Here is a 24,287-nt window from a genome sequence, read left to right as displayed (position 1 = left end):
ACCAGAATTTTCATCCAATGAAAATCTGATCGCTTCGTTTGACGCTGCTTTCGGCGCCGCCCTACCCTGTGCCGCACAGAGTTTCCATTGACGAAACCAGCGTGCGCCTTGGCGCCGAGGAGACAAACCGATGAAGCGTCATTCCCCTGCGCGGCGCGCCCTGCTCGCCGCGATGGCGGTGCTGTGCGGCGCGGCCGTTCCCGCGATGTCGGCCATCGCCGCCGAGGCCTTCCCCAGCCGGCCCATTCGCCTGATCGTCCCGTTCACGCCGGGCGGCACCACGGACATCCTGGCGCGGCTCGTCGCACAGAAGGCCGGCGAGGTACTGGGGCAGCCGATGGTGGTCGAGAACCGTCCCGGTGCGGGCGGCAACATCGGCGCGGAGGCGGCCGCGCGCAGCGCCGCCGACGGCTACACGCTGCTGATGGGCACGCTCGGCACGCAGGTCACCAACCAGTTCATCTATCCGCGCATGCCGTATGACAGCGCCAAGGACTTCGCGCCGGTGACGCTGGTCGCCAATTCGCCGAACGTGCTGCTGGTCAACGGCACGCTGCAGGCCAACTCCATCGGCGAGCTGATCGCGCTGGCAAAGCGCGAGCCCGGCAAGATCAACTACGCGTCGACCAGCACCGGCGGCTCGCCGCATCTGTCGGGCGAGCTGCTGAACATGATGGCCGGCGTCAGGATGCAGCACGTGCCGTACAAGGGCGCGGCGCCCGCGATGACGGACCTGCTGGCCGGTCAGGTCAACCTGATGTTCGACAACCTGCCCTCCGCGCTGGCGCAGATCCAGGGCGGCAAGATCAAGGCGCTGGCCGTCACCGGCGTCAAGCGTGCCTCGGTGCTGCCGTCGGTGCCGACGGTGCGTGAATCGGGGTTGCCGGACTACGAGGTCAATTCGTGGTTCGGCCTGCTGGCGCCGGCAGGCACGCCGACCGAGCGCGTGCGCCAGCTGCAGCAGGCCGTCGACAAGGTGCTGGCGATGCCGGACGTGCGCAAGCGCATCCAGGAACTCGGCGCCGAACCCGGCGGCGAGGGCTCGGCGGCCTTCGCGGCGCAGATCAAGGCAGATACCGACAAGTGGTCGCGCGTGATTCGCAGCGCGGGGATCAAGGCGCAATGAGCGTGCGGCACGTATCGGACGTACCGCACGTACTGCACGTACCGCACGTCGTGCACGAACGGCTCGTATGGCACGCACGACACGTACCGCAGGAGAGAAGGACCCAGGCATGACGGACACCATGACTCGCAGCAGCACCCTTCGCATCGGCTCGGGATCGGGCTGGTGGGGCGATCGCGTCGAACCCGCGGAACGCTCGGCGCGCCTCGGCAAGCTCGACTATCTGTGCTTCGAGACGATGGCCGAGGCCACGGTCTCGGCCGCGCAGGTCCGCAAGCGGCGCGACCCGGCCTTCGCCGGCTACGACACCTATCTCGACGAGCGCATGCGCGCGGTGCTGCCGCACTGCATCGCCAACGGCACGCGCATCGTCAGCAATCAGGGATGGATCCATCCGCTCGGTGCCGCCAGGCGCGTGGCCGAGCTGTGCGAGGAGCTGGGGTTGCCCGGCGTCAGGATCGCGGCGATCACGACCACCGATTTGACCGGCAGCATCTGCGAGCTCGACCTGACGCTGCTGGAGAGCGGCGCGCCGGTGTCCTCGCTGCGCGGCACGCTGATCAGCGCCGAGCCTTACGAGGGTGCCGCGCCGATCGTCGAGGCCTTGCGCGCCGGCGCGCAGATCGTCATCACGGGCCGCGTCGCCGATCCCTCGCTGTTCCTCGCGCCGATGATCGCGCATTTCGGCTGGTCTCCCGACGACGTGACGCGTCTCGCGCGCGGCAGCGCCATCGGCCATCTGCTCGAATGCGGCGCGCAGGTGACCGGCGGCTACTTCGGCGATCCGGGCTACAAGGACGTGCCCGAGCCGTGGAATCTCGCCTTCCCGATCGCGGAGGTCGAGTCCGACGGCAGCGCGGTGATCGCGAAGGTCGAAGGCATCGGCGGACGCATCGATCTGCAGACGGTCAAGGAGCAGATGTTCTACGAGGTCCACGATCCGCGCCGCTATATCACGCCGGACGTCATCGTCGACTTCTCGACCGCGGTGCTGGAACAGGTGGGGCCGGACCGCGTGCGCATCGACGGGGTGTCCGGACTGCCGGCCACCGACACGCTGAAGGTGTCGCTGGGCTGTACCGAGGGCCATATCGGCGAGGACATGTTCTTCTATGCGGGCCCCGGCTGCCTGGACAAGGCGAAGCTGGCCAGGCGCATCCTCGAGGAACGCTTCGCCATCGCGAAGCTGCAGGCCGACGAGCTGCGCATCGACTTTCTCGGCGTCAACGCCGTGCATGGGGCCGCCTCGCCCGAACCGGCGTGCGAGCCGAACGAGATCGCGGTGCGCGTGGCGGCGCGCACGCGCACGCGCGAGGAGGCGGCCAAGGTCGGCCGCGAGATCGACAGCATGGCGGTCTGCGGGCTGGCGTCCACCGGCAAGCGCGTGCCGCATCAGGACCGGACCCGCGAGATCATCGGCGTCTGGTCGGCGCTGGTGCCGCGCGATTTGATCCGGTCCGAGATCCACTATCTGTGAGGAAGCGTCATGCGCGTACCCCTGCGGCGCCTCGCCCATAGCCGCTCCGGCGACAAGGGCAACACCTCGAACACGGCCGTGATCGCCTACGCGCCCGAGTTCTATCCGCATATCAAGGCGCAATTGACGGCGGCCGCGTTCAAGTCGCTGTACGGCACGCTGATCGCCGGCGAGGTGACCCGCCACGAGGTCGATGGGCTGCAGGTGCTGAACTTCGTCGCCGAGGGCGCGCTCGGCGGCGGCGTGTCGCGCAGCCTGGCGATCGACAACTATGGCAAGGCGCTGGCCAGTGCGGTGCTGCGTTTCGAGGTCGAGATCCCGGACGAACTAGCGCCGTTGCTGCGCGGGCCGGCGCGATAGGCGCACCGCCGTCACGCGCGCTGTCCCGCGCGCTGTCCCGCGCGTTGTAACCCGGCCTGCTTCGCCCTGCGGCGACAGCGCCGAGCCCGTCCACGCGCTGGCGATGTGGCTTGCCTCCGCCCGCAGGCGCCGCGCAAGGACCGCCTCGCGCGCGCGCAAGCGTACCGTCTGGGCCGCGACGCTGAGCGCGCCGATGGGCCTGCCCTGGTCGTCGAGAATCGGCACCGCGATGCCGCCCATGCCTTCGACCACCCAGTCGAGAAACATCACGTGCCCGCGCAGGCGGGCCGCCTCGATCTCGGCGGCGATGGCGGCGGCGTCGAGCCGCGGATAGTTCGCCAGCTTGCGCGAGGTCTGCTGCAGGCGGCGCGTGCGTTCGGGGGCCGGCAGCCACGCCAGCACGGCCAGGCTGCCCGCTCCCACGCCGAGCGGCCGGCGCGTGCCGACCGAGACGTAGTTCGCGCTGAGCGGCACCGTGCCCGGCTCCACGTCCGAACAGACCGCCTCGCCGCGGCTGGCCTCGGTCAGCACGGCGGTATCGCCGAATTCCGCGACCAATCGCTGCAACGCCGGGCGCGCCAGCTTGCGCAGCGCGGCCCGGCGCTGCGCGACGTCGGCCAGCTGGAAGATCTCCGGGCCGATGCCGTAGCGGCGCATCTCGTCGCGCGTGGCGAAGCCCTCCTGCACCAGCAGGTCCAGCATGCGCGACGCGGTGGCGGGATCGAGCCCGGTCGCCCGCGCGACATCGCTCATGCGGCGCACTTCGGGATCGGACAGCGCGCGCAGCACGGCAAGCGCGCGCTGCACCGGTGAGGGACGCGACGGCATGGCGCGACGTTCAGCGCGCCGGCGTGCCGGCCAGCGTATCGCGCTTGATCTTCTTCGCCAGCGACCACTTGTGGACCTCGGTGGGACCGTCGTAGATGCGGAAGGCCCGCACCTCGCGCAGGATCTGCTCGACGATGGTGTCGCGCGACACGCCCAGGCCCCCCATGATCTGCACGCAGCGGTCGGCCACGCGGTACAGCGCCTCCGACACCGCGACCTTGGCCATCGAGCTCTCCGCCGTGCCGGCCGCGCCGCCGTCGAGCACGCCGGCGCACCAGTCGATCATCAGCGCGGCCTGCTGCAGGTCGATCAGGTTCTCCGCCAGCATGAAGCCCACGCCCTCATGGTCGATCAGCAGCTTGCCGAAGGCCTTGCGCGTGGTGGCATACGCGCGCGCGATCTCGTCGGCGCGCACCGTGCCGCCGAACCAGCGCATGCAGTGCGACAGCCGCGCCGGCGACAGGCGCACCTGCGCATAACGGAAGCCCTCGTTGACCTCGCCGAGCACCTGGTCGGCCGGCACGCGCAGGTCGTCGAGCAGGATCTGCGCATGGCCGCCGGGCATCGAGCTGTCGATGGTGTCGATCACGCGCTCGAGGCGGATGGCCGGATGCGGCAGGTCCACCAGGAACATCGTCGCCTGCGCATGTTCGCCGTCGCCGGTGCGCGCCATCACGATGCCCACCCGGGCCCCTTCGGCGCCGGTGATGAACTTCTTGCGGCCGCGGATCATCCAGTCGCCGCCGTCCTGCGTCGCCGTGGTCTGCAGCATCGAAGGATCGGAACCGGCCCCGCCCTCCTCGGCCGGCTCGGTCATGAAGAAGGCGGAGCGGGCCTCGCCGCGCACCAGCGGCTCCAGAAAGCGCTGCTTCTGCGCCGGCGTGCCGACCTTGCCAAGCAGGAACATATTGCCCTCGTCCGGCGCCATCGTATTGACTGCAACCGGTCCCAGCGGCGACAACCCCGAGCGCTTGAGCACAGCCGCGGTTTCCAGCTGCGTCAGGTGCGATCCGTCGGGCAGGATATGCGGCGTCATCACGCCCGCGGCGCGGGCCTTCGCGCGCATCTCGTCGATCAGTTCGCTGGTCGGCCCGTGCGCCGTGCAGCGGGGATCGGCTTCATAGGGGACGACGACATCGCGGACAAATCGCTCGACGCGATCGGCAATGACGCGGCTGCGTTCGGTGGGGCACGGGGTGAACATGCTGGGTGTCTCCTTGGGGTCGGTCGCGCTCGCAGATGGCTTTGCATGCTGCGTGCCCGCCGCCGATGGTGGTCGCTTGTGTGACCCGATTGTATGGGATTCCCACTCACTGGCCGCGGACCATCGCCACCTTGTCAGCGTTGCCCTCGTTTGAATTTTCGACGAACGATTGCCTGCGGTCATCTCCGTGCACGCGCGCCTCGCCCAGGCACGATGACCCGCAATCCGTTGAACGGACCCATTCCGCGGCTTGCGCCGCTATGCACGAATCTCCCGTCGCACCGTGGCATCAATCCTGCAAGCCCCTGCCCCATGCGTCCGTCCCGGCACAGGAGGTAAGGCATGAAGGAATGGCTCGATCTGAACGTCTTCTTGGGCATCCCGGCGCTCAACTGGCTGCATGCCGGCATCGCCGCCGTCGTCAGCTATCTGGTGCTGGTCACGCTGCTGCGCTTCACCTGCGCACGCCTCGACCGGCTCGCGGCCCGGACAAAGCCGGTGATCATCGACCGCATGGCGGACATGCTGCGGCATACCTCGCGCTTCGTGCTGCTGCTGGCCGCGCTGCTGATCGCCGTCGACTTCCTCGATCTGCCGCCGAAATGGGCCAGCCGCATCGGCCATCTGTGGTTCCTGCTGATCGGGCTGCAGATCGCGATCTGGATCAATCATGCCGTGACGCTATGGACGTACGACAGGCTGACCGGCACCGGGCCGACCGCCCACAATCCCGTGTTCACCACGGTGATGGCGTGGGGCATGCGCGTGATGCTGTGGTCGGTGCTGCTGCTGGCGGTGCTGGCCAATATGGGCGTCAATATCACGGCCTTCGTGGCGAGTCTGGGCGTCGGCGGCGTGGCCGTGGCGCTGGCCGTGCAGAACATCCTCAGCGACCTGTTCGCGTCGCTGGCCATCGGCCTGGACAAGCCGTTCGAGAACGGCGATTTCATCGTGTTCGGCGACATCGCCGGCAGCGTCGAACGCATCGGCCTGAAGACCACGCGGCTGCGCGCGCTGAGCGGCGAGCAGATCGTCTGCAGCAATACCGAGCTGCTGAAGACGACGATCCACAACTACAAGCGCATGGCGGAACGCCGCATCCAGTTCAATTTCCGCGTGACATACCAGACGCCGCCGGACACGCTGCGGCGCATCCCGGAGATCGTCAAGGCGGCCGTCGTCGCCGCAGGCCGCACGCGCTTCGACCGCGCGCATTTCAAGGGCTTCGGCGAAAGCGCGCTGGAGTTCGAGGTCGTCTACTTCGTCACCGACCCGGACTACAACCTGTACATGGATATCCAGCAGTCGATCAATCTGGCGATGGTGACGGAGCTGGCGAAGCTTGGCGTGGAGTTTGGGGTGCCGGTGCGCAAGGTGCAGGTGGTGGAAGCGCAGGGAGGCGCGAAGGAAGAAGCCGAGGCCGCTCGCAGCGGGCCGCGCGATGCCGGCGAGCGCGAGCGTGGATGGGCGGGACAGCAGCTCGGTCGGCGCCATGCGTGACCGCCTCAAGGTGGAAAGCCAGCGCCCGCGAGCCAGAAATGCGCAAGAAAACAGGCCAAAAAAACAAAACCCCGGAAGACCGCGATCTTCCGGGGTTCCGCCGCCATGTACCGATGTACTGGCGGAGACGGAGGGATTCGAACCCTCGATCCAGGTTTTGGCCCGGATGCTCCCTTAGCAGGGGAGTGCCTTCGACCTCTCGGCCACGTCTCCCAAACTTGCGTTGTGCGAGGGAGGCCGCACAACGAAGCGCGTATTCTAGCGAGGGTGTGGCAATTGGTCAACGACGAATCGATGACACCGCACTTGCCTGCCCTCGCCAGGGCTGGCGCGCGAATGCGCCGGAATTCAGGCCTGTTCCAGCTCGAACGCCTTGTGCAGCGCGCGCACGGCCAGCTCCATGTACTTCTCGTCGATCAGCACCGAGATCTTGATTTCCGAGGTCGAGATCATCTGGATATTGATGCCCTCTTCCGACAGCGTGCGGAACATCTTGCTGGCGATGCCGACATGCGAGCGCATGCCCACGCCGACCACCGAGACCTTCGACACCTTCGGATCGCCCGACACGCTGGCCGCGCCGATATGGCCCTTGACCGCGTCGTTCAGGATCGCCAGCGAGCGCTGGTAGTCGCCGCGCGGCACGGTGAAGGTGAAGTCGGTCTTGCCCTCGACGGACTGGTTCTGGATGATCATGTCGACGTCGATATTGGCGTCGGCGATCGGGCCCAGGATCTGGTAGGCGATGCCGGGCTTGTCGGGCACGCCGAGAACGGTGATCTTGGCTTCGTCACGGGCAAAGGCGATGCCGGAGATGACGGCTGCTTCCATGTCAGGGTCTTCCTCAAAAGTAATCAGCGTGCCCGAATGCATTTCCTGCTCGAGCGGCATCAGGGGGTCGGTCAGCGACGACAGCACGCGCGTCTTGACGCGGTATTTGCCGGCGAATTCCACCGAGCGGATCTGCAGCACCTTGGAACCGAGGCTGGCCATTTCCAGCATTTCCTCGAAGGTGATGCGGTCCAGCCGGCGCGCGTCTTCGACCACGCGCGGATCGGTGGTGTAGACCCCGTCCACGTCCGTATAGATCAGGCACTCGTCGGCCTCGATCGCGGCGGCGATGGCGACGGCCGAGGTATCCGAGCCGCCGCGGCCAAGCGTGGTGATGTTGCCCAGCGCGTCGATGCCCTGGAAGCCGGTGACGATCACCACGCGGCCCGCGTCGAGATCGCCCAGGATGCGCTCATCGTCGATCGACTCGATGCGTGCCTTGGTGTATGACGAGTCTGTCTTGACCGGGACCTGCCAGCCGGTATAGCTGATCGCGTCGATGCCCTCGCCGTGCAGCGCGATGGCCAGCAGCGCGACGCTGGCCTGCTCGCCGGTCGAGGCCAGCATGTCGAGCTCGCGCGGGTCCGGCTGCGGCGAAATCTCCTTGGCGAGTCCCAGCAGGCGATTGGTCTCGCCCGACATGGCCGAAGGCACCACGACTACGCGGTGACCGGCGCGGTGCCACTTGGCCACGCGCTTGGCGACATTCTTGATGCGTTCCGTGGAACCCATTGAAGTGCCGCCGTATTTGTGAACGATGAGAGCCATCTTCTTGTCGACGCCAGCGATTGTGCAAAACCACTGAAAATACACCAAGCACCGACGCCCGGCAAGGCGGAATAGCGGGCGTTTCGGCTTGTCAAGCCTTGCCGGAGCGACGTCTCGTGCGGTAGGCGACGTGGCAGGCGCCGCGGGACTGCGGCATGAGCAGCCCCATCAGGGCCGCTCCGTCAGGGCGGGGGCCCGAGCGCCGGGCCTGAGTTCCGGGCCTGAGTTCCGGGCCTGAGTTCCGGGCCTGAGTTCCGGGCCTGAGTTCCGGGCTGGGCCATGGGGGCCGGGGTTATGCGCCGGTCACTGCGGCAGCCCGGCGGCGTCCGAACCCCAGGCCTGCCATTCGACCCGCCAGCGCGGGGCCGGCGCGGCGTCGGGCCAGCGGCGATGCATGCCGAGCCCGGCGGCCAGCACGATCTGCTGCCCTGCGCCCCCCGCCTCGCCAGCCCGCAGCAGCGGCAGATAGGGACGGCGCCAGGCCGGCACGGCCGCCTCCTGATACGCCTGTTTCAGCGCCCGGGCCGGGCCGCCCGGCCGCAGCACGATGCGCTCGCCGCCGGTGCGCGGCCCCAGCGTCAGCGGCTGCCGCAGCACGGCCTCGGGCACGCCGAAGGTATCGTCGCGCGTGAAGCGCAGCTCGCCGCACCAGGCGGGAACCGGCAGGCTGCCCTGCCCGGCCCACTGCAGCGCGACCGCCTCCGTTGGCGGGGCACCCGGCGGCATGCAGGCCAGCACACGGGAGCGGAAACGCCGCAGCACCAGGCCGTCATGCGGCAGCGCCGGTTCGCCGCCGTGATGGTCGATCAGTTGCGCCCGCATCGCCGCCAGCCGGGCCACCGACGGTGCGCGCACGCCGAGGTCGCGCAGCCACAGCCGCAGCACGGCATCGCCCTGCGCGGCCGGCAGGGCGCGCAGGCCGTCGAGATCGAGTTCGGCGAGCGTGGCGGCGTCGCGCCCGGGATGCGCCAGCGTCGCCAGATGCCGCGCCGCCAGCGCATCGAGCGCGTGGGCGGCTTCGGCCAGATGCGCGGCGGCCTGGGCGACGTTGGCGCGCAGCGCCGGGAAGGCGGCGAGCAATCCGGGCAACTGCTGGCGCAGCGCGTTGCGGGCGAAGCGGGTGTCGTCGTTGGAGGGGTCGTCGATCCAGCGCAGGCCGTGCGCGTCGCAATAGGCCTCGATGTCGCGCCGTTCGATCTCGAGCCACGGCCGCAGCAGCGCGATGTCGCGGCGTTCGGCCAGGCGCCGCAGCGCCGGCATGCCGGCCAGGCCATGCACGCCGCTGCCGCGGAACAGCCGCATCAGCACCGTTTCGACCTGGTCGTCCAGATGGTGGCCGAACAGCAGCCAGCCGACGTTGTGCTGCTCGCAGAGCTCGGTCAGCGCCTGGTAGCGAACGCGGCGGGCGGCGGCTTCGAGCCCTTCTCCGTGCGCGGGAACGACCGTGACCCGGGCGGCTCGGTATTCGACACGCCAGTCCTGGCACAACCCGGCGCAGAAGCGGTCCCATTCGTCGGCCTGGGCCTGCAGGCCGTGGTGGACATGCAGCGCCAGCAGGGGCGCCGGCCCGGCCTCGCCGACACGGGTGGCGGCGAGCGCGGCGCCCGTGGCGTGCAGCAGTGCCACCGAATCGCGGCCGCCCGACAGCGCCACCGCCACCGCGCGCGGGCCATGTTGGCCGGCCCCGGAAACGACAAAGGCCGCACCGGCCTGCAGGGCCTGTGCGACCTTGTCGGTCAGCGTGGCGGTCGGGTCGCGCAAATCGGGCGCGGCGGGATCAGCCTTGTGCGCCGGTTTCCTTGAACTTGCCATAGGCCATCAGGCGCTCGTGGCGGCGCGCCTGCAGTTCCTTGACGCTGATGCCCTGGAACTGGCGCAGCGACTCGGCCAGCGAACGCTTGAGCATCGCGGCCATGGCCTTCGGATCGCGGTGCGCGCCGCCCAGCGGCTCGTTGACGATCTTGTCGATCAGGCCCAGCGCCTTCAGGCGATGCGCGGTCAGGCCCAGCGCCTCGGCGGCCTCGGGCGCCTTCTCGGCGGTCTTCCACAGGATCGACGCGCAGCCTTCCGGCGAGATCACCGCGTAGGTGGCGAATTGCAGCATCTGCACCACGTCGCCCACGGCGATCGCCAGCGCGCCACCCGAACCGCCCTCACCGATGATGGTGGCGATCAGGGGCACCTTCAGGCCGGCCATCACGTACAGGTTGTGGCCGATCGCCTCCGACTGGCCGCGCTCCTCGGCGTCGATGCCCGGGAAGGCGCCCGGCGTATCGACGAAGGTGAAGATCGGCAGGCCGAACTTGTCGGCCAGTTCCATCAGCCGCTTGGCCTTGCGATAGCCCTCGGGCTTGGACATGCCGAAGTTGCGCAGCGCGCGCTCCTTGGTGTCCCGGCCCTTCTGGTGGCCGATCACCATGCAGGCCTGGCCGTTGAAGCGGGCCAGCCCGCCCACGATCGACAGATCGTCGGCGAAGGCGCGGTCGCCATGCAGTTCGTGGAAGTCGGTGAAGATCTCGCGCACGTAGTCCAGCGTGTAGGGACGCTGGGGATGGCGCGCGATCTGGGCCACCTGCCACGGGGTCAGGTTGGCGTAGATGTCCTTGGTCAGCTGCTGGCTCTTGCCGGCCAGCCGCGAAATCTCTTCGGAAATGTCGACGGCCGAGTCGTCCTGCACGAACCGCAGTTCTTCGATTTTTGCCTCGAGTTCGGCGATCGGCTGTTCGAAATCCAGGAAGGTGGTTTTCATTGAATCACACGTACCTGTCTGTGAAGGGGCGCATTCTACCGGAATTTCCTTGCGCTCCGGGCGCTGAAATCGCGCCGGATGCGCCGCATGCGCCGCCTGAAGATGGTGAAAGGAGCACTTTCGTGCCCCGGCTATCGAATGCCAGACTAGTAAGTGACAGGCAGCGGATCAAGGCTGCGCCACATGTACCAGGTCGCCACGGTGCGCCATGGCTCCCAGTTGGCGGCGACCTCGCGCGCCTCGCTGCGCGTGACCGGTTCGCCGCTGAAATAGTTGGCCGAGATCGCGTTGATCAGGCCGATGTCGTCCAGCGGCAGCACGTTCGGCCGCATCAGGTTGAACATCAGGAACATCTCGGCGGTCCAGCGGCCGATGCCGCGGATCTGCGTCAACTCGGCGATGACCGCCTCGTCGTCCATCTCGGCCCATTTGTCGACATGGACCCGCCCCGCCTTGAAGTGCTCGGCGAGATCGACGATGTACTCGGCCTTGCGGCGCGACAGGCCGCAGGCGGCCAGCTTGTCGACGCCGGCCCGCAGCAGCTGCGCCGGCGTCAGCTTCGGGCAGGCGGCGGCCAGCCGGTCCCACACCGATTGCGCGGCCTTGACCGAGATCTGCTGGCCGACGATCGAACGGGCCAGCGTGATGAAGGGATCGCCGCGCGAAATCAGATGGGCCGGCCCGTAGGTCGGGATCATCTTGCGCAGGATGCGGTCGCGCTTCATCAGGTCGGCGCAGGCCTCGTCCCAGTAGGCGGGACGGACGGCGCCCTCGACCGTCTCGACCGGCAGCGGGATCGCCGCGGCCTCGGGCAGCGTTGCCTTGGGGGCGCGCGCGGTCTTCAGGACCGGCTTGCCGTCGGCCTTGGTGACGGTGCGGGCCTTGGGCGCGGCCACGCCGCCGGCGGCCGGCGCCTTGGCGACCTTCGCTGCCTTGGTCGCCTTGGCCGCCTTGGTCACCTTCAGGGCCGGCTCTCCGGTGGGCCGCGCCGGCTTGGCGGCCTTGGCCGCCGTGCCGGGCGTCTTGCGCACGGCAGCGTTCAAGCACGCCTCCATTCGGTCACGCCGCCCGGCTTGTCCTCGAGCACGATGCCGGCCTCGAGCAGTTCGGCGCGGATGCGGTCGGCCTCGGCGAAATTGCGCTCGGCCTTGGCCTGCTTGCGCGCGGCGATGCGCTCCTCGATCTGCTCCGGCGCGATGCCGGCCGCGTCGGCGCCGCCCTGCAGGAAGGCGTGCGCGTCGCGCCCGAGCAGGCCGAGCGTCGCGGCCAGGCCCTTCAATTGCCGTGCCGCGGCGGCCGAGCCGCTGCGATTGACTTCGCCGGCCAGGTCGAACAGCACCGAGACCGCGATCGGCGTATTGAAGTCGTCGCCCATCGCCTCGGCGAAGCGGCGCGCGTGCGGCTCGTCCCAATCGAGCGGCTGCGTGTCGGGCTGCACGTCCTTGAGCGCCGTGTAGAGACGGGTCAGGCCGTGGCGCGCGTCGTCCAGGTGCGCGTCGCTGTAGTTCAGCGGGCTGCGGTAGTGCGCGCGCAGGATGAAGAAGCGCACGACCTCGGCGTCGTACTGCTTGAGCACCTCGCGGATCGTGAAGAAGTTGCCGAGCGACTTCGACATCTTCTCGTCGTTGATGCGCACGAAGCCGTTATGCATCCATACGTTGACGAAGGGCTTGCCGCTGGCGCCTTCCGACTGCGCGATCTCGTTCTCGTGGTGCGGGAACTGCAGGTCGGCCCCGCCGCCATGGATGTCGAAATGCTCGCCCAGCAGCGCGCAGCTCATCGCCGAGCATTCGATATGCCAGCCCGGACGGCCCATGCCCCACTTCGACGACCACTTGCTTTCGGCCGGTTCGCTGTCCTTGGCCGACTTCCACAGCACGAAGTCGAGCGGGTCGTGCTTGGCATCGTTGGCCGCCACGCGCTCGCCGGCGCGCAGGTCCTCCAGCGACTTGCCCGACAGCTTGCCGTAGCCGGCGAACTTGCGCACCGCGTAATTGACGTCGCCGTCGCTGGCCTGATAGGCCAGGCCCTTCGCTTCGAGCTTGCCGATGATGTCGAGCATCTGCGGCACGTATTGCGTCGCGCGTGGCTCGTGGTCCGGGCGCTGGATGCCCAGCGCGGCCGCGTCCTCGTGCATATAGCCGATGAACCGCTCGGTCAGCTCGCCGATGGTCTCGCCGTTCTCGGCGGCGCGGCGGATGATCTTGTCGTCGATGTCGGTGATGTTCTGCACATAGGTGACCTCGTAGCCCGCGGCGCGCAGCCAGCGCTGCACCATGTCGAACACCACCATCACGCGCGCATGCCCGACGTGGCAGTAGTCGTACACCGTCATGCCGCAGACATACATGCGGACCTTGCCGGGTTCGATGGGCACGAAGGGCTGTTTCTCGCGCGCGAGCGTGTTGTAGATGTTCAGTGGATGCATGAAACGAGGTGTTCGAAGAGAATGCGTGGCGCCTGCCGCGCGCGAGACCGTGCCGACTGGCCGGCCGCGCATCGGTCGACTTGCCGGACAGCGTGACCGGGCGATGCGTCTCGACCAGTGCCGCGGCGGCGTGGACATCGGTTCGCCGAGCGAGGCCATATCTTACCGGAAGCCTTCGCGCGTCGGCGTCGATGCCGCGCTTTGCTAGAATGCCGCGAAGTATAAAGGACCGCACCTACATGAGCTTGCCATTGCCCAACGTCGCGACCGACGCCATGCATCACGTCACGCCCGGCATCATGACCGTGCGGCGGCGCGCCGCCGCAGCCACCGTACGCAGCGTGCGCGCGTGCGCCATCGCCGTGGCGAGCGCCGCCGCGCTGCTGTGCGCCCTGCCCGCTGCGCCGGCCCTGGCGCAATCCGTCGGCTTTCCCGGCGGCGGCACGGCCGGCGCGAAGGGCTTCCAGCCCTCCGGCGATCCGGGCATGGCCGAGGCCGAGAAGGCCGCGCAGCAGCGCCGCTATGCCGAGGCGATCGAACGCTTCGACCGCGTGATCGCCGCCAACCCGCGCAATGTGCAGGCCCGCTTCGAGCGTGCGTGGGCGCTGTCGCAGGCCGGCCGCGAGGACGAGGCGGTGCAGGCCTTCCACGAGATCGCACAGGAATATCCCGAACTGCCCGAGCCGCACAACAATCTGGCGCTGATCTATGCGCGCCGGGGCGATCTGAAGCGCGCCGAGGCCGAGCTGCTGGCGGCGCTCGAAGCCAAGCCCGGCTTTGCGATCGGCTATACCAATCTGGGCGACGTCTATCGCAAGCTCGCCGAGCGCTCCTACGCCGAAGCGCTCAAGCGCAATCCCGGCGATGCGCGCGCCCGCAGCGGCCTGGCCGCGGTCGGCACCAAGGCGCCGGCCAATACGTCGGCAAATCCGCCCGCCAGCCCGCAGCCGCGTACGCGCCAGCCCGCCGCCGAGCCCCAGGCACCGGTCGCGGCGCCGCCGCTGCCCCGGCCGCCCGGCCCGGATCGCGAAGACCTGGACTGACCGGTCCGCAGCACTGCCCCGCTCGCGCCCTGCGCTGTGCAAGGCGTAGCGAGCGGGCGTGATCGTTATCCATGCGGGGCGACTGCCGGGACGGCGCGTCCATCGACCGCCGGTATCCGCCGATCGCCCTCGCCCACTCCCTGGAGATCCCCATGTCCCTGACCCGACGCGGCGCCCTCGGCGCCATGCTGGCCGCGCTGATGGCCGGCACCCTGAGCTACGGTGCGGCCCACGCGCAGGCGCCGGCCTCCGCCCCCGCCACGACTGCGGAGCGCGTGCGCTTTGCCACCAGCGCCGGCAACTTCACCATCGAGGTCTATCCCGAGGCCGCGCCGAAGACCGTCGCCAACTTCCTGGAATACGTGAACAGCGGCTTCTACAGCGGCACGATCTTCCACCGGGTGATCAACGGCTTCATGGTGCAGGGCGGCGGCTTCGACCGCGACATGAAGCAGAAGCCGACGCGCGCGCCGATTCCGCTGGAGGCGCAGAACGGCCTGAAGAACAAGGCCGGCACCGTGGCCATGGCCCGCACTGGCGATCCGAACTCCGCCACGGCGCAGTTCTTCATCAATGTGGTAGATAATCCGAGTCTCGACTATCCGCAGCCGGACGGTAACGGCTATGCCGTATTCGGCAAGGTGGTCGAAGGCATGGATACCGTCGACCGCATCAAGAAGACGCCTACCACCGCCTACGGCCCCATGCGCAATGTGCCAGCCACGCCGATCGTCATCGAGTCGGCCACCATCGTCAAGTAACAGAGGAAAGCCATGTCCAAGGTCCAGCTCCAAACGAATCACGGCGCCATCGTCATCGAACTCGACGCCGACAAGGCGCCCAAGACGGTGGAGAACTTCCTATCGTATGTCCGCAAGGGTCACTACGACAACACGATCTTCCACCGCGTCATCAAGAACTTCATGATCCAGGGCGGCGGCTTCGAGCCGGGCATGAAGCAGAAGCCCACCGACGATCCGATCGACAACGAGGCCGGCAACGGCCTGAAGAACGACCGCTACACCGTGGCGATGGCGCGCACCAATGCGCCGCACTCGGCCACCGCGCAGTTCTTCATCAACGTGGTCGACAACGACTTCCTGAACTTCACTTCGCCGACGCCGCAGGGCTTCGGCTACGCGGTGTTCGGCAAGGTCGTCGAAGGCACCGACGTGGTCGACAAGATCAAGGGCGTGCGTACCGGCAGCGCCGGCTTCCATCAGGACGTGCCGCTCGAGGACGTCGTGATCGAGAAGGCGGTGGTGCTCGAGTAATCGTGCACTGGATTGACTCGGCACAGCGCGCGGCACGGCACGCGGCACAACGCGTGCGCTGCGCCCGCGCCAATCACGGCGGCATGCCCTCGCCCATGGAAATCGTTCCCAATCGATGAGCCCTGCCGCCAGCACGCCGGCTGCCTCCACCCTCGCGGTGGAAGCGCCGGCGTGGTTCATTTCCGACCTGCATCTGACCCCGGGGATGCCGCGCACGCTGGCGGCCTTCGAACGCGTGCTCGAACGCGCCGCCGAACAGGCGCGCACGCTCTTCATCCTCGGCGACTTCTTCGAATTCTGGATCGGCGACGAAGAAAGCGAGGCACCGTTTCCGCGCGCCGTCGCCGCGGCGCTGGCGCGCCTGGCCGCGCGTGGCGTGCCGGTCTATCTGATGCACGGCAATCGCGACTTCCTGCTCGGCCCGCGCTTTGCGCGCGAGGCCGGCGCGACGCTGCTGCCCGATCCGACCGTGATCGATTGCGCGGGCCATCGCGTGGTGCTGACCCATGGCGACATGCTGTGCACAAACGACACGCGCTATATGCGCTTCCGCCACTGGACGCGCAAATCCTGGATCCAGCGGCTGTTCCTGGCGCTGCCACTGTCGTGGCGCCTGGGTATCGCGCGCAAGCTGCGCAGCGACAGCGAGGCGGGCCGCCAGCGCCCCGGGCCGCCGCGCGACTATGGCGATGTCGCGCCGGCCGCGGTCGCGGCGCTGCTGCGCGACAGCGGCACGGCGGCGATGGTGCATGGACACACGCACCGGCCGGCCCGGCATGACGAGCCGCATGGCCTGCGCTGGGTGCTGACCGACTGGGACCTCGATGGCCCGCATCCGCGCGCGGCGGCATTGCAGCTCGATGCCGAGGGCTTTCGCGAATTGCCGCAGCTCGATTGATCGCGGCGCAGGCAAAGGCCCACGCGGCCGCACCTCCGCCCTTCCTCGTTCACGCCATCGCGTTACTTCATCAGCTTGCGCAGTTCGCTGGCATCGAAGCGATCGTTCGGCGTGTTCTCCAGATGCTCGCCGAGCCGGTCCAATGCGGCCTGCACCGCCTCGAGCTTTTCCTGCTGGCTGGCCGCATGGTCGATCAGGCTCTTGAGCGCCAGCGACACCGGATCGTCGGCATTCGGCGTGATGCCGTAAGCGGAGAACTCCTGCCGCGCGCCCTGCTGCGAAGTCGGCGCGTCCGGCAGGATGATGCGGGCCGGCACGCCCACCGCGGTGGCGCCCGGCGGCACCGGCTTGAGCACCACGGCATTGGAGCCCACGCGCGCGCCATCGCCGATGGTGAAGCCGCCCAGCACCTTGGCGCCGGCGCTGACCACCACGCCGGTGCCCAGCGTCGGATGCCGCTTCTGGCCCTTGTACAGCGAGGTGCCGCCGAGCGTCACGCCCTGATAGATCGTGCAGTCGTCCCCGATCTCGGCGGTCTCGCCGATCACCACGCCCATGCCGTGATCGATGAACACGCGCCGGCCCATCTTGACGGCCGGGTGGATCTCGATGCCGGTCAGGAAGCGCGACCAGTGCGAGATCCAGCGGCCCAGCCAATGCATCCCCGCATTCCAGCAGGCGTGCGCGAAGCGATGAAACACCACGGCATGCAGGCCCGGGTAACACGTCAGCACCTCCAGCCGGCTGCGCGCGGCGGGGTCGCGCTGCATGATGGTGTCGATATCTTCCTTGAGGCGAGAGAACATCTTGGTCGTGTGCGATTGCCCCGCCGTGCCGCGCGCCATCGGAGCGCGCATGCCGCCGGGGTCGTGTCCGGGCAAGGCCCTGGGGAAACGGAAGCAGGGAGTGTAAGAGATTTGGCACCCTGATGCCGTCATGGGCATCGGGCGCCGCACCTGCCCCGCCGCTACGTCGACACGCGCGGGGGAAGCCCGGGCGTGCGCGGCGCGGGCGTCAACATCGCTCGCGGTGGAAGGCGTGGGCAGCGTGGGCAGCGGTGCGGATGGCGCGCTCGCGTCGCACGAGCGACGGACGGCCGGCCCGCTCGCGACGTGCGTGAAGCGCTTCGGTGCGCCAGGGTTCGATGCACCAGGGACCGATGCAGCAGAAGCAGGCGGCAATTCGCGCCAAGGTCATGTCTCCATGCTGTCGCCACTGCGGTGGTCACTGCCGACACCGCCGCGGTCGTCACTGCGTTCGCCGCTGCGCGGCCCGCGCCCGGCCAGCGTCATCTGCTTGGCGATGCCGCGCAGCAGATTGACCTCCTCCTGCTCCAGCCCGCTGCGCGCGAACAGCCGGCGCAGTCGCGGCATCAGCTTCTTCGGATGGGCCGGATCGAGAAAGCCGATCGCCTCCAGGCCCTGCTGCAGATGCGCGAACATCGCCTCGATCTGCTCGGCCGTGGCGGCCTGCCCAGCATAGCCGATATCGCTCGGCGGCGCCGCGCGGTCCTGCAGCAACGCCAGCCGCATCTCGTAGGCGATCAACTGCACGGCCTGGGCAAGATTCAACGAGGCGTAGGCGGGATTGGCGGGGATATGGGTCACCACCGAGCAGCGGTCGACGGCCTCGTTGGGCAAGCCGAAGCGTTCGTTGCCGAAGACGAAGGCGACATCGGCCGCTTCGGGGCTGAATTCCGCGGTGGGTTCCTGGGTGGATCCCTGGGTGGATCCCTGGGTAGATCCCTGGGTGCGTTCCAGGGTGGCTTCGGCGGTGGATGCCGAGCCGAAGCCGGCCGCGGCCGCCAGCAGATGCCCGCGCGCCCGCGCCGTCGCCTCGCGCGGCAGCAGCCGCGGCGGCCCGAACTCGCGCTGGCGCGCCGTCATCGCGACGGTATAGGAGGCGCCCGCCAGCGCCGTTTCCAGATCGTCGACCACGCGCGCGGCGCGCAGCACGTCGTCGGCACCGCTGGCCAGCGCGACGGCCTCCGGATGCTCGCGCACCGCCGGCTCCCGCGGCGACACCAGCACCAGCGTGCCGGGCCGGGCGCCGAAGCCCATGGTCTTGATGGCGCGCGCCACCGAGCCGACGTTGCCGGGATGGCTGGTTTCGACCAGCACGAAGCGCACGCGGGCAAAGGCGGCGTCCAGGGCGGTCTGTGGCGCGCCTGGAGCTGCGTTTGCGTGCTCGCTCGTGTCCATTGCCGGGTTCCTATACAATGCAGGGTTCCAATTTATTTGGCGCGCCGCTCCGCCGCCCTGGCCAAGGCTTCGATGCCGGCCAGCGGAGACAAGGTCGACGCGCCCGTTCTTCTACAATCCGTTGTGTTGTCCGCCGGGAGCCGCGCGCGCCATGCCGTCCGCAGCGCTGCCCGCTTTTCGGCGGCTGGAGAGATTCATGCATCCGATGCTCAATATCGCCATCAAGGCCGCTCGCAAGGCGGGTTCCATCATCAACCGCGCGTCGATGGACGTGGATCTCCTGCGGGTTTCCCGCAAGCAGCACAACGATTTCGTCACCGAGGTCGACCGCGCCGCCGAGGCCGCGATCATCGAGATCATCCGCACCGCCTACCCGGAACACGGCATTCTAGCGGAAGAGTCCGGCCAGTCCTGGCGCGAGGACGAGGAAGGCCACGAGTACACCTGGGTCATCGACCCGCTCGACGGCACCACCAATTTCATCCATGGCTTCCCGCAGTACTGCGTGTCGATCGCCCAGCTGCACAAGGGTTCGCCGGTGCAGGCGGTGGTCTACGACCCGACCCGCGACGAGCTGTTTACCGCCACCAAGGGCGCCGGCGCCTTCCTGAACAACCGCCGCATCCGTGTCAGCCGCCGCGACAAGCTGGCCGACTGCCTGATCGGCACCGGCTTCCCGTTCCGCGATCTGGATGGCCTCGAGGCCTATGTCGAAGTGTTCGCGCTGATGACGCGCAGCTGCGCCGGCCTGCGCCGCCCGGGCGCCGCCGCGCTGGACCTGGCCTATGTCGCCTGCGGCCGCCTGGACGGCTTCTTCGAGACCGGCCTGAAGCCCTGGGACATGGCGGCCGGCATGCTCCTGATCACCGAAGCCGGCGGCCTGGTCGGCAACTACGCGGGCGAAGCGCGCCAGCTCGAACAGGGCGAGGTGCTGGCCGGCAACCCGAAGGCCTTCGCGCAGATGGTGCGCCTGCTGACGCCGTACTCGCTGGATAACGGCGGCCCGGCGGCCTGAGGGGCGGGGAAGCGCCCAACCCATCGCGGCGCCCTCCCCCCTTTTTCATCCAATTCCTCTCCGTACCCCGCCGCAACGCGCAGTAAAATGCGCGTTTGCGTCCGATGCCCACGGCCTCGCGCACGCTCCGAACCCGGCCGCTGCCCATGCGCAGCGGCCCGCCGAGAGGATTGCATGTCCGAAGACCTGCCAACTACCGCGGCCGCCAGCGCATCGGCTGGTGCCACGGAAAAACACACGCCGATGATGGCGCAATATTTGCGCATCAAGGCGGACCATCCCGACACCCTGCTGTTCTACCGGATGGGCGATTTCTACGAGCTGTTCCACGACGACGCCGAGAAGGCCGCGCGGCTGCTCGATATCACGCTGACCGCGCGCGGCAGCTCCAATGGTGTGCCGATCCGCATGGCCGGCATTCCCTTTCATTCGGTCGATCAATACCTGGCCCGGCTGGTCAAGCTCGGCGAATCGGTCGCGATCTGCGAGCAGATCGGCGATCCGGCCACGAGCAAGGGACCGGTCGAGCGCAAGGTCGTCCGCATCGTCACGCCCGGCACGCTGACCGACGCGGCGCTGCTGCCCGACAAGGCCGATACCTTCCTGATGGCGGTGCACCAGCAGACCACGCGGCGCGGCGTCAGCAAGACCGGGCTGGCCTGGCTGAACCTGGCCAGCGGCGAGCTGCGGCTGATGGAATGCGAGGCCGCGCAACTGGCGCGCGAACTCGAACGCATCCGCCCCGCCGAGTTGCTGCACACCGATGGCATCGAACTGCCCGCGCATCCGTGCGCGCGTACCCGGCTGCCCGAGTGGCACTTCGATCAGGACGCCGGCGCGCGCCGCCTGCGCGAGCAACTGGGCGTCGCCAGTCTCGATCCGTTTGGCTGCCGCGCGCTGGGCGCGGCGCTCGGCGCGGCCGGCGCGCTGCTGAACTACGCGGCCAGCACGCAGGGCCAATCGCTGCGCCATGTGCAGGGCGTCACGGTCGAGCATGAAACCGAGTTCGTGGGCCTGGACACCGCCACGCGCCGCAATCTCGAACTGACCGAGACGCTGCGCGGCGGCGAATCGCCGACGCTGTTCTCGCTGCTCGATACCTGTGCCACGGCAATGGGCAGCCGGCTGCTGCGCCATTGGCTCCACCATCCCTTGCGCGAACGCGCGATTCCGCAGGCGCGGCAGCAGGCCATCGGCGCGCTGCTGGCGCAGGATCTCGATACGCTGCGCGCCCGCCTGCGCCGGCTCGCCGATGTCGAGCGCATCACCGCCCGGCTGGCGCTGCTGAGCGCGCGTCCGCGCGACCTGTCGTCCCTCAGGGATACGCTCGCGGCGCTGCCGGACGTGCAGGCCTGCGTGGCGCCGGACGACACCGCCCCGCTGCTGGCGCAGACGCTGACCGAGCTGGCGGTGCCGCAGGAGTGCCTGCACCTGCTGTCGCGCGCGATCGCGCCGGAGCCGTCGACAGCCGTGCGCGATGGCGGCGTGATCGCCCGCGGCTACGACGCCGCGCTCGACGAGCTGCGCGACATCTCGGAGAACTGCGGCCAGTTCCTGATCGACCTGGAGGCGCGCGAGCGCACGCGCACCGGCATCGCCAACCTGCGCGTCGAATACAACCGCGTGCACGGCTTCTATATCGAAGTCACCAACGGGCAAGCCGACAAGGTGCCCGACGACTATCGCCGGCGCCAGACGCTGAAGAATGCCGAGCGCTATATCACGCCGGAGCTGAAGGCCTTCGAGGACAAGGCGCTGTCGGCGCAGGACCGCGCGCTGGCGCGCGAGAAGCAGCTGTACGAAGCACTGCTGCAACTGCTGTTGCCGCATATCGGCGAGCTGCGCCGGGTCGCGGCGGCACTGTCGCGCCTGGACGTGCTGGCCGCCCTCGCCGAACGCGCCCGCACGCTGGACTGGTCGTGCCCCGAGCGCGTCGACGAGAACGTGATCGACATCGTGCAGGGCCGCCATCCGGTGGTCGAGGGCCAGCTGGCCGCGGAGTCGACGCCATTCATCGCCAACGACTGCCACCTGACCGAGGCCCGCAAGCTGCTGCTGATCACCGGCCCGAACATGGGCGGTAAATCGACCTTCATGCGGCAGACCGCGCTGATCGTGCTGCTGGCGTGCGTCGGGGCCTACGTGCCGGCGCGGCGCGCGACCGTCGGGCCGATCGACCGGATCTTCACGCGCATCGGCGCCGCCGACGATCTGGCCGGCGGCCGCTCGACCTTCATGGTGGAGATGACCGAGGCGGCCGCCATCCTGCACAACGCGACGCCGCACAGCCTGGTGCTGATGGACGAGATCGGCCGCGGCACCTCGACCTTCGACGGACTGGCACTGGCGTGGGCGATCGCCCGTCATCTGCTGGCGCACAACCGCAGCCACACGCTGTTCGCCACGCACTATTTCGAGCTGACGCAGCTGCCGCAGGAGTTTCCGCAGGCGGCCAACGTGCACCTGTCCGCGGTCGAGCACGGCGACGGCATCGTCTTCCTGCACGCCGTGCAGGACGGCCCGGCCAGCCAGAGCTACGGCCTGCAGGTCGCGCAACTGGCGGGCGTGCCGCAGCCGGTCATCCGCGCGGCGCGCAAGCATCTGGCCTGGCTCGAGCAGCAATCGACCGACGCCACGCCGACGCCCCAGCTGGATCTGTTCGCGGCGCCGACCGTGCCCGATGCGGACGATGACGGCGACGATGGCCGCCACAATGGCCCCGCTTCCATCGCCGCCGCCAACGATGCGCTCGGCGAGGCGATGCGCGATCTCGACCCCGACAGCATGACGCCGCGGCAGGCGCTCGACGCGCTGTACCGGCTCAAGGCGCTGGCCGAGGAATCCGGGCAGCCGGCATGACGATGGCAAGCGCGCGCCGCCGGGCACCGTGGTGCCGACCGCTGCTGGCCCTCGGGCTGGCGGCGGCGCTGCTGGGCGCGTGGGCCACGCAGAGCGCCGCCACCGTGCAGCCGGTCGCGGCCAGGGCGCTGTCGGCGGAAGGCAAGCCCGGCGGCAAGACCGGTGACAAAGCGAGCGGCAAGGCCGTCGACTCACGGCTCGTACGCATCGCGCTGATCGCCGACCTGCCGCAATGGCCCGACGCCGAGGCGCCGACGCAGCAACTGCTGGACAACCTCGCGCAACGCAAGCTCGCCTTCGTCATCCATGCCGGCGGCATCAAGGGCGACACCGAGTCGTGCGCCGATGCGATGCTGGCCGGCCGGCTGCGGCTGCTGGACCAGTCGCCGCTGCCGCTGGTCTATATCCCGGGCGAAACCGACTGGGCCGAATGCGAGCAGGCGATCAATGGCAGCTTCGATCCCGACGAGCGGCTGGCGCGGCTGCGCGAGCTGGCCTTTCCGGACGACGATTCGCTGGGCCAACGCAAGCTCCGGCTGATCCGGCAATCGGATCAGGCCAAGTTCCGCAGCTATCGCGAGAACGTCCGCTGGACGGCGGGCAAGGTGCTGCTGGTCGGCATGAACGTGCCCGACGACAACAACCACTATCGCACCGAGGCGGGGCGCAACGGAGAATTCGAAGACCGCCGCGAGGCCAACCGGCAATGGCTGGCGCGCGCGTTCTCGGCCGCCGAGCAGGAATCGCTCGATGGCATCGTGCTGGTGATCCACGGCGACCCGCAGTTCGGCAACGGCTGGGAGAAGCGCGGCAAGCCGACGCTGCTCGACGGTTTTCTGCGCCATCGCCAGCGCGATGGCTATCTCGAATTCAAGCGGCAGCTGCGCGAGCTGGTCAGCGACTATCGCGGGCAGGTGCTGCTGATTCACAGCAGCATCGGCGGCTTCGGCATCGATACGCCGCTGCGCGATGCCAAGGGCAAGACGATCCGCAGCTTCACGCGCGTCGCGCTGCCGGTGGGCTCGCCGAAGCAGTGGACCGAGCTGACGATCTCGCCGGATTCGCGTTCGCTGTTTTCGGTTGCGCTGCAGGACGGCGCAGGCAAGAACTAGCCTGCTTACCACTATCGAGCCCAGAAAGCGAAAAAGCCGGCAATGCCGGCTTTTCCGTTCGATGGATGCATACGTCGATCAGTGCAGCGTGCGCGGGCTGTCGTCGTCCTCGTCCTCGTCGACCACTTCGATGCCCGATGCGCCATGCGCGTGGCCATGCTCGACTTCCTCGGCGGTCGCTTCGCGGACCTCGGAGACCTTCAGCCAGAAACGCAGCGCCATGCCGGCCAGCGGATGGTTGCCGTCGAGCACCACCTTGTCCTCGGCGACGTCGGTGACGGTATAGATCACCGAATCCTCTTCGTCGCCGTCCTCGGGCACGCCTTCGAACTGCATGCCGACTTCGAGCGGTTCGGGAAAACGATCGCGCGGCTCGACCTTGACCAGTTCGGCGTCGTAGTCGCCGAAGGCGTCCTCGGGCTCGAGCTGCAACTGCGTCTCGAAGCCTGCGGCATGACCGTCGAGTGCTTCCTCGATCTTGGGGAACGTGCCATCATAGCCGCCGTGCAAGTAGACCATCGGCTCATCCGATTCTTCGATCAGATTGCCCTGCGCATCCGACAGCTTGTACACCACGGACACAACCGTGTTCTTCGCGATTTTCAATTCTTCAC

At 68.6% G+C, this 24,287-nt stretch carries 21 protein-coding genes and 1 tRNA gene; 11 read left to right on the top strand and 11 right to left on the bottom strand.

Translation table 11 applies throughout. The features are described 5' to 3' along the window. Positions 1 to 130 precede the first annotated feature (130 nt). The 3 genes from F1599_RS01400 (at position 131) to F1599_RS01390 (ending at position 2,963) form a co-directional block, all read left to right on the top strand. Positions 131 to 1,126, top strand: a complete 996-nt coding sequence (locus tag F1599_RS01400; RefSeq protein ID WP_150081898.1) for a Bug family tripartite tricarboxylate transporter substrate binding protein — start codon at positions 131 to 133, stop codon at positions 1,124 to 1,126. A gap of 121 nt (positions 1,127 to 1,247) precedes the next feature. Next, the gene (locus F1599_RS01395; RefSeq protein ID WP_150081935.1) at positions 1,248 to 2,603 is read left to right on the top strand and encodes an acyclic terpene utilization AtuA family protein; all 1,356 of its coding nucleotides are present in this window, start codon (positions 1,248 to 1,250) and stop codon (positions 2,601 to 2,603) included. Between the two features lie 9 nt (positions 2,604 to 2,612). After that, on the top strand, positions 2,613 to 2,963 hold the full coding sequence (locus tag F1599_RS01390) for an AtuA-related protein (protein ID WP_149319259.1): 351 nt from the start codon (positions 2,613 to 2,615) through the stop codon (positions 2,961 to 2,963). On the opposite strand, the gene F1599_RS01385 is transcribed toward F1599_RS01390, so the two are convergent. Both F1599_RS01385 and F1599_RS01380 read right to left on the bottom strand, forming a co-directional pair. Further along, positions 2,931 to 3,791, bottom strand: coding sequence for an IclR family transcriptional regulator (locus F1599_RS01385; protein ID WP_150081895.1), 861 nt, complete (start codon positions 3,789 to 3,791; stop codon positions 2,931 to 2,933). The two genes, F1599_RS01390 and F1599_RS01385, sit on opposite strands and share 33 nt — an antisense overlap. Positions 3,792 to 3,801: 10 nt before the next feature. Further along, the gene (locus tag F1599_RS01380; RefSeq protein WP_150081892.1) at positions 3,802 to 4,995 is read right to left on the bottom strand and encodes an acyl-CoA dehydrogenase family protein; all 1,194 of its coding nucleotides are present in this window, start codon (positions 4,993 to 4,995) and stop codon (positions 3,802 to 3,804) included. Between the two features lie 342 nt (positions 4,996 to 5,337). On the opposite strand from F1599_RS01380, the gene F1599_RS01375 reads away from it, so the two are divergent. Further along, a complete protein-coding gene (locus tag F1599_RS01375; protein WP_150081889.1) occupies positions 5,338 to 6,495 on the top strand; it encodes a mechanosensitive ion channel family protein in 1,158 nt (385 codons plus the stop codon). A 119-nt stretch (positions 6,496 to 6,614) separates the two neighbouring features. Here the strand turns inward: F1599_RS01375 and F1599_RS01370 are convergent. The 6 genes from F1599_RS01370 to cysS all read right to left on the bottom strand — a co-directional run bounded on the left by F1599_RS01370 (position 6,615) and on the right by cysS (position 13,271). Beyond that, positions 6,615 to 6,708 (bottom strand) — tRNA-Ser (locus tag F1599_RS01370). Between the two features lie 135 nt (positions 6,709 to 6,843). Then, positions 6,844 to 8,094 (bottom strand): aspartate kinase, encoded by a 1,251-nt coding sequence (locus F1599_RS01365; RefSeq protein WP_149319263.1) that lies wholly within the window; start codon positions 8,092 to 8,094, stop codon positions 6,844 to 6,846. Positions 8,095 to 8,397: 303 nt separating this feature from the next. Beyond that, the gene (gene tilS, locus F1599_RS01360; protein ID WP_190286276.1) at positions 8,398 to 9,906 is read right to left on the bottom strand and encodes a tRNA lysidine(34) synthetase TilS; all 1,509 of its coding nucleotides are present in this window, start codon (positions 9,904 to 9,906) and stop codon (positions 8,398 to 8,400) included. Next, entirely contained in the window at positions 9,872 to 10,843 is a 972-nt protein-coding gene (locus tag F1599_RS01355; RefSeq protein ID WP_023264370.1) for an acetyl-CoA carboxylase carboxyltransferase subunit alpha, read from the bottom strand. Before F1599_RS01355 ends, tilS begins: the two co-directional genes overlap by 35 nt. 146 nt (positions 10,844 to 10,989) lie before the next feature. Then, positions 10,990 to 11,898, bottom strand: coding sequence for a DNA-3-methyladenine glycosylase family protein (locus tag F1599_RS01350; RefSeq protein WP_150081886.1), 909 nt, complete (start codon positions 11,896 to 11,898; stop codon positions 10,990 to 10,992). Continuing rightward, positions 11,883 to 13,271 (bottom strand): cysteine--tRNA ligase, encoded by a 1,389-nt coding sequence (cysS, locus tag F1599_RS01345; protein WP_150081883.1) that lies wholly within the window; start codon positions 13,269 to 13,271, stop codon positions 11,883 to 11,885. The genes F1599_RS01350 and cysS overlap by 16 nt, the downstream gene beginning before the upstream one ends. 239 nt (positions 13,272 to 13,510) lie before the next feature. On the opposite strand from cysS, the gene F1599_RS01340 reads away from it, so the two are divergent. From F1599_RS01340 to F1599_RS01325, 4 genes are all read left to right on the top strand, one after another. Then, positions 13,511 to 14,314, top strand: coding sequence for a tetratricopeptide repeat protein (locus F1599_RS01340; RefSeq protein WP_150081880.1), 804 nt, complete (start codon positions 13,511 to 13,513; stop codon positions 14,312 to 14,314). A 152-nt stretch (positions 14,315 to 14,466) separates the two neighbouring features. Then, entirely contained in the window at positions 14,467 to 15,075 is a 609-nt protein-coding gene (locus F1599_RS01335; RefSeq protein ID WP_283949977.1) for a peptidylprolyl isomerase, read from the top strand. Positions 15,076 to 15,087: 12 nt separating this feature from the next. Beyond that, on the top strand, positions 15,088 to 15,588 hold the full coding sequence (locus F1599_RS01330) for a peptidylprolyl isomerase (protein ID WP_023264649.1): 501 nt from the start codon (positions 15,088 to 15,090) through the stop codon (positions 15,586 to 15,588). A gap of 115 nt (positions 15,589 to 15,703) precedes the next feature. Further along, complete coding sequence (locus F1599_RS01325) at positions 15,704 to 16,486, top strand: UDP-2,3-diacylglucosamine diphosphatase (RefSeq protein ID WP_150081877.1); 783 nt, start codon at positions 15,704 to 15,706, stop codon at positions 16,484 to 16,486. Positions 16,487 to 16,548: 62 nt separating this feature from the next. Here the strand turns inward: F1599_RS01325 and cysE are convergent, their stop codons facing one another. Continuing rightward, the gene (gene cysE, locus F1599_RS01320; RefSeq protein ID WP_149319424.1) at positions 16,549 to 17,292 is read right to left on the bottom strand and encodes a serine O-acetyltransferase; all 744 of its coding nucleotides are present in this window, start codon (positions 17,290 to 17,292) and stop codon (positions 16,549 to 16,551) included. 387 nt (positions 17,293 to 17,679) lie between these two features. Further along, positions 17,680 to 18,687, bottom strand: coding sequence for an RNA methyltransferase (locus F1599_RS01310; RefSeq protein ID WP_150081871.1), 1,008 nt, complete (start codon positions 18,685 to 18,687; stop codon positions 17,680 to 17,682). 196 nt (positions 18,688 to 18,883) lie between these two features. Here F1599_RS01310 and F1599_RS01305 point away from each other — a divergent pair, with 196 nt between their 5' ends. From F1599_RS01305 to F1599_RS01295, 3 genes are all read left to right on the top strand, one after another. Further along, positions 18,884 to 19,702 carry an inositol monophosphatase family protein gene (locus F1599_RS01305; protein WP_149319271.1) on the top strand — a complete coding sequence of 273 codons (819 nt, stop codon included), beginning with the start codon at positions 18,884 to 18,886 and terminating at the stop codon, positions 19,700 to 19,702. 174 nt (positions 19,703 to 19,876) lie between these two features. Continuing rightward, a complete protein-coding gene (gene mutS, locus F1599_RS01300) occupies positions 19,877 to 22,561 on the top strand; it encodes a DNA mismatch repair protein MutS (protein WP_150081868.1) in 2,685 nt (894 codons plus the stop codon). After that, positions 22,558 to 23,673 carry a hypothetical protein gene (locus F1599_RS01295; protein WP_150081866.1) on the top strand — a complete coding sequence of 372 codons (1,116 nt, stop codon included), beginning with the start codon at positions 22,558 to 22,560 and terminating at the stop codon, positions 23,671 to 23,673. The genes mutS and F1599_RS01295 overlap by 4 nt, the downstream gene beginning before the upstream one ends. 78 nt (positions 23,674 to 23,751) lie before the next feature. Here the strand turns inward: F1599_RS01295 and F1599_RS01290 are convergent, their stop codons facing one another. Further along, positions 23,752 to 24,279 (bottom strand): FKBP-type peptidyl-prolyl cis-trans isomerase, encoded by a 528-nt coding sequence (locus tag F1599_RS01290; protein WP_006576455.1) that lies wholly within the window; start codon positions 24,277 to 24,279, stop codon positions 23,752 to 23,754. Positions 24,280 to 24,287 lie beyond the last annotated feature (8 nt).

The organism is Cupriavidus cauae (assembly GCF_008632125.1).
In the GTDB taxonomy this organism is placed as follows: domain Bacteria; phylum Pseudomonadota; class Gammaproteobacteria; order Burkholderiales; family Burkholderiaceae; genus Cupriavidus; species Cupriavidus cauae.
Note: the sequence above shows the minus strand (reverse complement) of the source record. Positions and strands in the feature narration are given on the sequence as shown.

Coding starts and splice junctions, on each gene's coding strand:
- F1599_RS01390 (WP_149319259.1), top strand. CDS start 2,613: ATGCGCGTACCCCTGCGGCGCCTCGCCCATAGCCGCTCCGGCGACAAG.
- F1599_RS01340 (WP_150081880.1), top strand. CDS start 13,511: ATGAGCTTGCCATTGCCCAACGTCGCGACCGACGCCATGCATCACGTC.
- tilS (WP_190286276.1), bottom strand. CDS start 9,906: ATGGCAAGTTCAAGGAAACCGGCGCACAAGGCTGATCCCGCCGCGCCC.
- cysS (WP_150081883.1), bottom strand. CDS start 13,271: ATGCATCCACTGAACATCTACAACACGCTCGCGCGCGAGAAACAGCCC.
- F1599_RS01330 (WP_023264649.1), top strand. CDS start 15,088: ATGTCCAAGGTCCAGCTCCAAACGAATCACGGCGCCATCGTCATCGAA.
- F1599_RS01310 (WP_150081871.1), bottom strand. CDS start 18,687: ATGGACACGAGCGAGCACGCAAACGCAGCTCCAGGCGCGCCACAGACC.
- F1599_RS01385 (WP_150081895.1), bottom strand. CDS start 3,791: ATGCCGTCGCGTCCCTCACCGGTGCAGCGCGCGCTTGCCGTGCTGCGC.
- F1599_RS01335 (WP_283949977.1), top strand. CDS start 14,467: ATGTCCCTGACCCGACGCGGCGCCCTCGGCGCCATGCTGGCCGCGCTG.
- mutS (WP_150081868.1), top strand. CDS start 19,877: ATGTCCGAAGACCTGCCAACTACCGCGGCCGCCAGCGCATCGGCTGGT.
- F1599_RS01375 (WP_150081889.1), top strand. CDS start 5,338: ATGAAGGAATGGCTCGATCTGAACGTCTTCTTGGGCATCCCGGCGCTC.
- F1599_RS01295 (WP_150081866.1), top strand. CDS start 22,558: ATGACGATGGCAAGCGCGCGCCGCCGGGCACCGTGGTGCCGACCGCTG.
- F1599_RS01400 (WP_150081898.1), top strand. CDS start 131: ATGAAGCGTCATTCCCCTGCGCGGCGCGCCCTGCTCGCCGCGATGGCG.
- F1599_RS01305 (WP_149319271.1), top strand. CDS start 18,884: ATGCATCCGATGCTCAATATCGCCATCAAGGCCGCTCGCAAGGCGGGT.
- F1599_RS01355 (WP_023264370.1), bottom strand. CDS start 10,843: ATGAAAACCACCTTCCTGGATTTCGAACAGCCGATCGCCGAACTCGAG.
- F1599_RS01395 (WP_150081935.1), top strand. CDS start 1,248: ATGACTCGCAGCAGCACCCTTCGCATCGGCTCGGGATCGGGCTGGTGG.
- cysE (WP_149319424.1), bottom strand. CDS start 17,292: ATGTTCTCTCGCCTCAAGGAAGATATCGACACCATCATGCAGCGCGAC.
- F1599_RS01380 (WP_150081892.1), bottom strand. CDS start 4,995: ATGTTCACCCCGTGCCCCACCGAACGCAGCCGCGTCATTGCCGATCGC.
- F1599_RS01350 (WP_150081886.1), bottom strand. CDS start 11,898: ATGGAGGCGTGCTTGAACGCTGCCGTGCGCAAGACGCCCGGCACGGCG.
- F1599_RS01325 (WP_150081877.1), top strand. CDS start 15,704: ATGAGCCCTGCCGCCAGCACGCCGGCTGCCTCCACCCTCGCGGTGGAA.
- F1599_RS01365 (WP_149319263.1), bottom strand. CDS start 8,094: ATGGCTCTCATCGTTCACAAATACGGCGGCACTTCAATGGGTTCCACG.